The 10,375-nt window shown below is 58.4% G+C and carries 6 protein-coding genes; 2 read left to right on the top strand and 4 right to left on the bottom strand.

What is annotated here, in order from left to right:
- Window positions 1-13: 13 nt before the first annotated feature.
- The 4 genes from D6851_RS04315 to D6851_RS04300 all read right to left on the bottom strand — a co-directional run bounded on the left by D6851_RS04315 (window position 14) and on the right by D6851_RS04300 (window position 6,402).
- Window positions 14-2,113 (bottom strand): malate synthase G, encoded by a 2,100-nt coding sequence (locus D6851_RS04315; protein WP_120323657.1) that lies wholly within the window; start codon window positions 2,111-2,113, stop codon window positions 14-16.
- A gap of 5 nt (window positions 2,114-2,118) precedes the next feature.
- A complete protein-coding gene (locus D6851_RS04310) occupies window positions 2,119-2,547 on the bottom strand; it encodes a GlcG/HbpS family heme-binding protein (RefSeq protein WP_120323656.1) in 429 nt (142 codons plus the stop codon).
- Between the two features lie 20 nt (window positions 2,548-2,567).
- Window positions 2,568-3,788, bottom strand: coding sequence for a D-amino acid dehydrogenase (locus D6851_RS04305; RefSeq protein ID WP_120323655.1), 1,221 nt, complete (start codon window positions 3,786-3,788; stop codon window positions 2,568-2,570).
- A gap of 202 nt (window positions 3,789-3,990) precedes the next feature.
- Window positions 3,991-6,402: a zinc-dependent metalloprotease gene (locus D6851_RS04300; protein ID WP_183029985.1), complete on the bottom strand. Its 2,412-nt coding sequence runs from the start codon at window positions 6,400-6,402 to the stop codon at window positions 3,991-3,993.
- 74 nt (window positions 6,403-6,476) lie between these two features.
- Between D6851_RS04300 and D6851_RS04295 the strand changes: the two genes are divergently transcribed.
- Both D6851_RS04295 and D6851_RS04290 read left to right on the top strand, forming a co-directional pair.
- Window positions 6,477-7,028 carry an Lrp/AsnC family transcriptional regulator gene (locus D6851_RS04295; protein ID WP_238473935.1) on the top strand — a complete coding sequence of 184 codons (552 nt, stop codon included), beginning with the start codon at window positions 6,477-6,479 and terminating at the stop codon, window positions 7,026-7,028.
- Between the two features lie 324 nt (window positions 7,029-7,352).
- Complete coding sequence (locus tag D6851_RS04290; RefSeq protein ID WP_120323653.1) at window positions 7,353-10,358, top strand: TonB-dependent receptor plug domain-containing protein; 3,006 nt, start codon at window positions 7,353-7,355, stop codon at window positions 10,356-10,358.
- The last annotated feature ends 17 nt before the right edge of the window (window positions 10,359-10,375 follow it).

Below are 10,375 nucleotides of genomic sequence, written 5' to 3'. Positions count from 1 at the left end.
ACGGGGCGGATATTCACCCCACTCCGCGTTTGACGATCTGCCGATAGCGATGGAGCAAAGGCTCTGTATAGCCATTGGGCTGCTTGATCCCGTCGAACACCAGTGCCCGGGCGGCCTGATAGGCCAGGCTGGACGCTTCGTTGCCCGCCATAGGCATATAGGCCGGGTCCCCGGCATTTTGTGCATCGACCTTGGCCGCCATGCGTTGAAAGGCCGCATCCACTTCTTCTGCGGTACAGATGCCGTGAAGCAGCCAGTTGGCCATATGCTGCGAACTGATCCGCAGGGTCGCCCGGTCTTCCATCAGCCCGATATCGTGAATATCGGGCACTTTGGAACAGCCTACGCCCTGATCGACCCAGCGCACGACATAGCCAAGAATGCCCTGCGCATTATTCTCCAGCTCCTCCCGGATCGTATCGCCATCTGAAGCAGGGCTGGCCGCCACCGGAAGCGTCAGCAAGGCATCCAGTGAAATCACCTCCTCCTGAGCACGGATGGTCTGCCGCTGGGCGACATCCACCGCATGGTAATGCGTGGCATGGAGCACCGCCGCCGTGGGCGAAGGCACCCAAGCGGTTGTCGCACCGCTGAGCGGATGGCCGATTTTCTGGTCGAGCATATCCGCCATCCGGTCGGGCGCGGCCCACATGCCCTTGCCGATCTGCGCCTTGCCAGTGAAGCCGCAAGCGAGGCCGATCTGCACGTTGCGATCTTCATAGGCAGTGATCCAGCGACTGCTTTTCATATCGCCCTTGCGCACCATCGGCCCAGCCTGCATCGAGGTGTGTATTTCATCGCCCGTCCGGTCGAGAAAGCCGGTATTGATGAAGAAGACACGATCTTTCACGGCATGAATACAGGCGGCCAGATTGGCCGATGTACGGCGTTCCTCATCCATCACCCCGACCTTGATCGTGTTGCGCGCCAGCCCCAGCAGATCCTCTGTCGCATCGAACAGGCGATTGGTGAATGCCGCCTCTTCGGGCCCGTGCATTTTGGGCTTCACAATATAGATTGAGCCGGTCCGGCTATTGCCCCGCGCATTGTCACCTTGCAGATCGTGCATGCCGATCAGGCTGGTGACGATCGCATCGAGAATACCTTCGGGCGCTTCGCTGCCATCGGGCAGATGCACTGCCGGAGTGGTCATCAGATGGCCGACATTGCGCACCAGCAACAGGCTGCGGCCATGCAACACCAGATCGGAACCGTCTGCCGCTTTATATGTCCGGTCGGGATTAAGGCGGCGCGTCATAACCCGCCCGCCTTTTTCGAAGCTCGCTTCGAGATCGCCCTGCAACAGACCCAGCCAGTTGGCATAGCCCGCCACCTTGTCTTCCGTATCGACCGCAGCAACCGAATCTTCGAGATCGCAGATCGTGCTGGTCGCCGCTTCCATCAGCACATCGGCCAGACCGGCCGGATCGTCCTTCCCGATCGGATGGTCACGGTCGATCACCAGCTCGATATGAAGCCCGTGATGGCGCAGGAGATAATTGTCGCCCGCCATGGCCACCAGCTCGGCCCCTTCGGCAAGCTGTGGAGCATCGCCTTGCCACTCTTTCCATGAACCGTTCAGCAGCGGCACGGTCTCATCAAGAAAAGCACGTACCCAGTCGATCACCTGCGCGCCGCGTTCGGGATCATAGGCTTTCGCGCCGGCTTCACCCGGAATCGCATCGGTCCCGTACAGCGCATCATACAGACTGCCCCAGCGCGCATTGGCAGCATTCAGAAGAAACCGCGTATTGAGGATCGGCACGACAAGCTGCGGCCCCGCAATCGTGGCGATCTCCGCATCGACATTGCCCGAAGCAATCGCGAAACTGTCAGGCTCGGGCACCAGATAGCCGATCTCACGCAAAAAGCTGCGATACTCCTCCGCGTCGCCGGGGCCACCCGCCTTGCGGTGCCAGTTGTCGATCTGTTGCTCCATTCGCGCGCGAATTGCCAGAAGGCTGGCATTCTCAGGTGCGAAGCGCGTGAAGATATCGGCCATTCCGGCCCAGAAATGCTCCGCCTCGACACCTGTGCCCGGCAACGCCCGGTCCTCTATAAAGCGGATCAGCGCATCGGCCACCATCAGGCCGGACTTGTTGGTCTTGCTCATTGCATTCACTCCTGCGGCGTCAGCCCGGCCGCAGCGATACCCGCAAGCGCGCAGTCTTCGTCATTATCGGACGTATCGCCGGTAATACCGACCGCCCCGATCGGCAGACCTTCCCCATCGACGATGATGACCCCACCGGCGGCGGGCAGCACACCTTTGGGTGAAATCGGCCCGAGGGAACCGATAAAGGAAGGACGATCCGCCGCCATTTCCCCGATGGTCCGGCTCGATACGCCCAGCCCCAACGCTCCGGCCGCCTTGGCGGTGGCGATTTCGGGCCGCAGAGTGGAAGCGCCATCCTGCCGCTGAAAGGCGATCAGATGGCCACCCGGATCGAGCACCGCCACACTCAGGGGTTTAAGCCCTATTTCGGCGCCGCGTTCCAGAGCCGCTGCAATGATCGTGTTGGCTTGGGCAAGTGTCAGTCGTGACATGAAAAGAATCCTTTCGGCGATCAGTGACTGGTCTGATTATGAACCTGCTCGGCGACAAGCTGAGCAGTGGCGGCGGACAATGTCCAGCCGAGATGGCCATGGCCGGTATTATAGAAAATATGCGGTCGCTTGCCGGGGCCGACGCGCGGCAACATGCTGGGCGTCATCGGGCGCAAACCCGCCCAGGGAACCACCGAACGCGTACACATATCGGGGAACAGCCTTTCGCACCAGCGCAGGAGGGGAGCGATACGATCGGCCCGGATGTCCTTGTTGACGCCGTTGAATTCAGCGGTTCCCGCCACCCGAAAGCGCTCGCCCCCTAACCGGCTGGTAACGATCTTGGCATCCTCGTCCAGCAGGCTGACGGTCGGCGCGGCCTGCCTGCTTTGCTCTTCCTCCAGATTGACCGTGATCGAATAACCTTTCACGGGATAGATATTGATCCGGTCGCCCAGCATGGCCGCGAAATGACGGCTGGCCACACCCGCACAGATCACCAGTGCATCGGCACGGATCGGGTCCTGCGGTTGCGAGACAAGACGCAGACTGACCTCCTCTTCGGTCGCCGAAATGCCGCTGACCGGCGCGTTGAACAAAAACCGCGCACCGCGCTTTTCGCAGGCCCGGGCCAGACCGCTGGTGAATTTGTGAATGTCGCCCGTACAATCGGACGGGGTGAAGAAACCGCCTGCAAAATCGCCATGCAGGGCCGGCTCTATAGAGTGCATTTCTTCCGGGCTGACCTGATAGCGTTCCAGCCCCCCTTCGGCCAGCAGCTTGTTGGATTCGGCTGCTTTCCTGAGCGAAGCATCGTCATAATAGAGATGGAGAATGCCGCGCCGTTCGAGGTCGAAATCGATATTCTCGCACTCGGCCATATGAAACAGATGGTCGCGCGCCGCGATGGCCAGCCGCGTCGTTTCGACCGTATTAGGCCGGTAATGCAGGATCTGCCCGCAGAATTCGGCCATCCAGCTATATTTATGATAATTGGGCCGCAGATTGATGAGCAGAGGCGCATCGCGCCGCAGCATCCATTTGAGCCCTTTCAGAATTGTGCTCCAGTTATTCCATACTTCGGCATTGCTGGCCGAAAGCTGACCGCCATTGGCGAAGGAGGTTTCCATCGCAGGATAGCGATGTTTCTCCACCACCGTGACGTCGTGCCCGCGCTCCAGCAGCGCATAAGCAGTTGTTACACCGGTAATGCCTGCCCCGAGGACGAGGATATGCGCCATGTCCCTGTCTCCAATCACTCATCTTCGGCATGGCAGGTGCCCCGGGAAGACGCACTTCACCCGTGACCCGCCGCTCCCCTTTGCAGGGAACAGGCAGCCTGCCCTGTCATCCTGTGAATTTTGCGGGGGATTTCCCGGTGCAGCCCGACAAAGAGATCCGTGCCGCATGCCACACCGGGCAATCCCGATCGTTTACCGTGCCTCAGCCGCCGATCGGCATGCCTGGCGGAATGGCCGGAGCCCGGCTGGTATCGGTCAGTTCCTTTTGCAGCAGGGCCGGATTACTCAGGATCTGCGCCATATGGCGCCGCCATGCCGCATCCATCCCCGATCCCGAAGCCTTGGCCAGAGTAGCGGAGGCCTGTTGCAGACGGTCCGACAGGATCGCCGCCACTTCAGGGGCCATTTCCGGCATCCGGGCATTGCGCGCCATGGTCATGAAGGTGCGATAGGCAATCCGCCGTCCGGCCGGATCGCTGGCATTCTCCATCGCCGTGGCAACCAGCCTGTCCACCAGAGTATCGAGCCCGAGCTGCGAGGAATCGCGCAGGGACTGTTCGTAGACGCGGGTAAGGCGTGTGGGCGCCAGCAATGTATCGAGCGGGATCTGCGCCGCAATATCGGTAGCGACCAGCGGATCGAACACCGCCGAGCCGGCATTGGCGAAAACTTCCCTGTCGAACTGGATATTGCGCGGCCCGTTGATTCCGGCGGACAATGTCCCGATAAGATCGTCCGGCACGCTCAGCGCTTCGGGTGTCAGCGTGGCGAGCAGTGCATCGAGCGCGGCGCGCTGCTGAGTTGCAGGTACGGGGCTCGCCGCCGGCTGACCATCTCCCGCCACGGTATAAGCGACATCCATACCCCCGATCAGCTTGGCCGCCGCGTCCACCTGATAACGGTGTAGCAGCCAGACCGGCACGAATTTGCGCCGCAAATCGGCCATCGGTTCGCCGTCATGCAGCACTTGCGGCCCGAAATTCGCAATCGCGACCGCCCGCACTTTCATCAGGCGGTTGAGTTCCGCCGCCGGATCGGGGCCGTTATCCCACATGCTGGCCCAGGGGCTCGGTCCGTCGGGTGAGCGACCGTCAATATCGGTGGCGAAACGCATCCCCGCCTTCTGCGCTGCCAGTGCCTTGGCCGCGGCAGCCGCATCGGGATCGACACCTGGTGCAGGCTGGCCATAAAGCCAGTCGATAGCGAATTTATCCCATTCCCCGATTCCCACATCATAGGCATCGGAGATGTCGATCTTGCCATTGGTGAGCTTTATGAAGGGGCCGGGATAATCCATCACCGATGCCCTGTCCTGCGTGCTCGCCGCGAAATTGTGCATGAAGCCGAGCGAATGTCCCACTTCATGCGCCCCGAGCTGGCTGATCCGCGCCAGCGATGCCTTGACGGGATCGTTCGGGCTTCCGCTATCGGTTTCATCGGCGCCGACCAGCGCTTCGAAAATGGTCATGTCCTGCCGCACACGCAACGCGCCCAGCACAACTGCACCCTTGATGATTTCACCCGTTCGCGGGTCGGTCACGGTCTGGCCATAGGACCAGCTGCGCGTCATCCGGTTGCCCCAGTTGACCATATTGTAGCGGATATCGAGCGGATCGGCATCTTCGGGCAGAATCTTGACCTGAAAACCGCCAATCAGTCCGGCGGCATCGAAAGCGTCGGACCACCAGCCGACCCCGCGCTTCAGCGCCGAACGGATCGGTTCGGGCGCAGCATTGTCGATATAAAAGACAATCGGTTTCTTCACCGGAGAACGCGCAGCGGTGGGATCGGTCTTGTCCACCCGGAAGCGCAGTGCGAAATCATGCACGATATTGGTATCGAGCGGGACGCCGAAATCGAACACCTGCTTGCCGTTGGCGGCGGAACGAACATCGAATTTGCGCGGCGTATAACCCGGCTCGGGTAACTGCACGAAAGAATGATGCACTTCGAACGACAAGGATTTGGGATCGGGCGCGATCAGGCTGACTTCGCTGCCCGGCTTGTCGGAAGCGAATGTTTCGATCGAATCCATCTCGATATTTTTCGGAAAGACCTTGACCGAATCCAGCTTCGCCATGCTCCGTCCGGGAACGTAGCGATAATCCTTGCCATCGGCCTGCCGGTTGAGACTATCGGAAATGCCGATGGAATCCTGTGTCAGGAAGGGCGCGATATCGATCACGACATTGTCACCATTCTCCGATACGATCGGGCCCATCCAGGCAATGCTGACCGGGAAACTTTCTTCTCCGCCCCGCGTCACACCTGCATCGCCCGTCGCCTTGAAACGGGGATTTTCGAAGGTTGCCGCAATCTTGTTCCCATGGCGCCGGAAGCTCAAAAGCTGTGTCGGGCCGAACATGCCGTGATCGAGCCACAACTGGGCTGACCCCATACCCGTCCGCAGGGAGGTCGTATAAAGATAAGTGCCGTAATCCCCTGTTTCATCGGATTTCGACAGCGTCAGCAGGATCTGCCCTTCCTGCTGATCCACCTTCACCGGCAGCAGCGCCCCATCCGGCGAAATACTCTGTGCCCATGCAGGTGATGACATCTGGAAAGCTGCGCCGGCCAATGCCGCGCACAGAATGCGTTTTCCAAAACTGGTCATGAAGCCCCTTTCATACCTAAACCGAGTCCCAATCACTTTCTGCATACATTATTAGCAGAAAGTGGCTTGCGGATTTGATCGATCTTTTACAAAATTGGCAATGGAAGCTTTGTTTTTTATCATTCCTGGGGGCATCTATGGAAGAATCCTTCAAAGCCGCACTCGATCCAATTGATTATCGCATCCTGAGAGAACTCGATCTCGACGGCCGGATTTCCGACGTCGCCTTGGGGGAACGCGTTCATCTGTCGAGCACGGCCGTCGCAAGAAGACGAAAAATACTTGAAGAACAAGGGCTTATTGCCGGATACAGTGCTGGAATAGACCTGCTTCAGCTTGGCCTGGGTATCAGCGTTCTGGTCATGATCGAGCTGGCCTCACAAGCCGAGCACAAGCTGGTGGAATTCGAAGAGGCCGTAACCCGCTGTCCTTCTATGTCCTATTGCAGCTTTATCTCGGGAGATATCGATTTCCTGATGATTATTCACGTGCGCTCTTTTGCGGATTACGACCGTGTCTATCGGCAGGAATTGTCCAATTTGCCGCATGTTGCAAAGATCAGAAGCAGCTTCGTGATGCGCACGGTCTCACAGAAACAATCCCCTCCAGTCGCCTTTCACCGATAGAAAGCCACATCTCGAAACCGGTTTGCGAATCAAATGCAAACGCGAGCCGGACCTTCTGTGAACGATTCTTGCTCATTTTACGGTTTCTTTGCTGATTTTGTGTCCAAACACAGAAAAAGCTTGGTGAACTTCCCGGAAACCGACGCGCAAATTGCGCTAATCTGACGGCAGGCTGAAATGGAGAGCAACCGGCCCGTTTGCCGGACAAGAATAACCCTGCTCCCGCCAGCCTGCTGACTAAACTCAGGGGTGTGTCAAAAAAAGTCAGAAATGACACCGGGAGAGCTGCCCAAGGCAAAAACATAGCCAAAGGGGGCAAATAAAATGGCATTCGAGACGAACTGGAGTCGCAGTCGACATTTTACCAATACTCTTAGCAAATGGGGATATCTGAAAACCACGGGAACGATCGCTCTGCTTGCAGGTGCTTTTCCTGCACTGACTGCACCCGCCGCAGCCGCAGAGGCTGAACCGGCCGCATCCGGTGCCGCTGTGCTGACTGCGCAACAAAGCGCTTCGGAAAGCATGGGGGCCTTCGATGACAGTCTGAACGGCGATATTGTCGTCACGGGCTCGCGCATTGTGCGTGACGGTTATGACGCACCAACCCCGGTCAGCGTTATCAGCAGTGAAGAGATCAACACCGAAGCACCGGCCAATATTGCCGACTTCGTCAATACCCTGCCTTCCGTGGTGGGCAGTCAGACACAGGTTTCCAACTCGGGCGCCCTGTCCAATTCCAATTCAGGGATCAACGCACTCAATCTGCGCTCTCTGGGCAGCAACCGCACGTTGGTGCTTCTCGACGGACGCCGCTCGGTCACGTCATCGGCAGACGGTCTGGTTGACGTTAACACCTTCCCGCAGGCCCTGATCGAACGGGTCGAAGTGGTAACCGGCGGGGCGTCCGCAGCCTATGGCTCGGATGCTGTCGGCGGCGTGGTGAACTTCGTGCTCGACCGCGATTTCAAAGGCATCAAGGCCAATTACGAATATGGGATGACGACCTATGACGACATTCCGAACCACAAGGCCGAACTCACAGCCGGCACCGATTTTGCCGACGGACGCGGCCATATCGTGGTCAGCGGTGAATATTTCACCCAGAACGGCGTCGATACGATCGATCGCGACTGGAATGAAAATTACGTCTTCCAGATCAACAATCCCGCTTATGCCCCGGGCAATGGCGAACCCGAACGCCTGATCCGCGCGCATGTGGGGGAAAGCCAGCGCGCACCGGGCGGGCTCATCACGTCCGGCCCGTTCTCCGGACTCTATTTCGGCGGAATCGATCCTTCTACCGGACGGGCCACACTCGGCGAGCTCGCTTATGGCCAGGTGACCGGCCCGTGGATGATCGGCGGCGATTATGAATATTCCAGCGCCTATCACCACGGTTCCAATTCTCTGGCCAATGATGAAGACCGGATCGGACTGTTCGGCCGGGCCAGCTATGAATTCTCGCCCGCTTTCGAAGTGTTCGGGCAGATAAGCTGGAATCGCTATGAAGGCACCAGCTATTATCAGCAGACGCCTTCCACCACCACAATTGCGCTCGACAATGCCTTCCTGCCGGAAAACTTCCGCCAGATGGTGGTCGATTACAATGCGGCCAATGGCACCGATATCGATTCCATCACCATCGGCACATCCAATGCTGGCATTCCTGCGGCGGGTTCCAATAATGTCCGCAAGGTGGAACGCTATCTCGGCGGTGCAGAAGGCGACTTCACCCTGGGTGGCATCGACCTGACCTGGGACGCCTATTATCAATACGGCAAAGCCGATCTCGATCAGCAGCTTATCAATACCTGGCAGAACCAGCGGATGGCTGCGATGCAGGATGCGGTTTACGACGGGAGTGGTAATGTCGTCTGCCGGGTCAATATCGACAGCGATCCCGGCAACGATCTGCCCGGATGCGTGCCGCTCAACCGTGTCGGTGTCGGCGGGGCTACCGATGAAGCGCTCGACTACCTCTTCGAACTGCTTCCCTCACGGAAACAATATATCAAGCAGGAAATTACGGCTTTCAATCTGTCGACGAACAATCTGTTCACCAACTGGGCCGGGCCGGTTTCGCTCGCTATCGGAGGCGAATATCGCAAGGAATCGATGCATTCCGATATCGACCCGATCAATTATGAAACCGGGTGGCTTTACGGGAACTACAAGGATGAAAGCGGCGCCTATAACGTCAAGGAAGCCTATATCGAAACGGTCTTCCCGCTATTCGAAGGGGCCGATTTCAACGGTGCATTCCGCCTGACCGATTACAGCACATCGGGCACGGTCGAAACCTGGAAAGCAGGCCTGACCTGGCAGATCATTCCCGATATCAAATTCCGCGGCACACTGTCGCGCGATATTCGGGCGGGCAATCTGCTCGAACTCTTCACCAGTGGCACGGCCCGCACCAATTCGGCCGATGTGCCGCAGGTTGCCAATCCCAATCTGCCCAACCGGGCCGACCAGTTCGTCCAGAATCTCACCGGGAATCCCCGTGTGAAGCCCGAAAAAGCCGATACGCTCGGTCTGGGTGTGGTGTTCACACCCACCTTCGTCCCCGGCCTCAACATGTCGGTCGACTATTTCAAGATCGATCTGAAAGACGCTATCGGCTTCATCACGGCCGACCAGATGGTGCTGCAATGTTTCGAACAGAATATTACGGAGCGATGCCAGAATATCCTGTATGCCAATGGCCAGCGTTACGATAGCGGGCAGGATCGCGATATCGATGTGATCGACCTGCCTTATATGAACTTTTCCAGCCAGAAGGTCAGCGGGCTGGATATCGAAGCGAGCTATCGCATGCCGCTCGGGCCGGGTCAGCTGGGCCTGCGCGGTCTCGCTTCGCATTATATCGAAAATGAAACCGATGACGGGCAAAGCGTTCCCGACGATTCAGCCGGTGTGAACACCTATGGCGGCACGCCTAGCTGGACCTATCGCCTGTCCGCCACCTATGCGGTGGACGGTTTCACCACCAGTATTGTCGGCCGCGGAATCAGCAGTGGCGTCTATAGCAACAATTATGTCGAATGTTCCGGCAATTGCCCGGACTCGACACCCGATGCCCGTACAATCGATGACAATCACATTGACGGGACATTCTATGTGGACGCCAATTTCAGCTACAAATTCCCCGCCGGGCCAACCACGGCGGAAGCCTTCCTGTCGATCAAGAACGTGTTCAACCGGGATCCGGTGCTGATCGGCGGCGGTCCGGGGGGCAACAATACCGCAGCCTATCCGCAGACAAATCGTGGCCTTTACGACACATTCGGACGCTTTTTCCGGATGGGTCTGAGGGTGCGTTACTGATGCTTCGGCGGGCACCG

The organism is Altericroceibacterium spongiae (assembly GCF_003610805.1).
Classification (GTDB): domain Bacteria; phylum Pseudomonadota; class Alphaproteobacteria; order Sphingomonadales; family Sphingomonadaceae; genus Altericroceibacterium; species Altericroceibacterium spongiae.
This window is presented reverse-complemented; position numbering and strand designations above follow the sequence as displayed.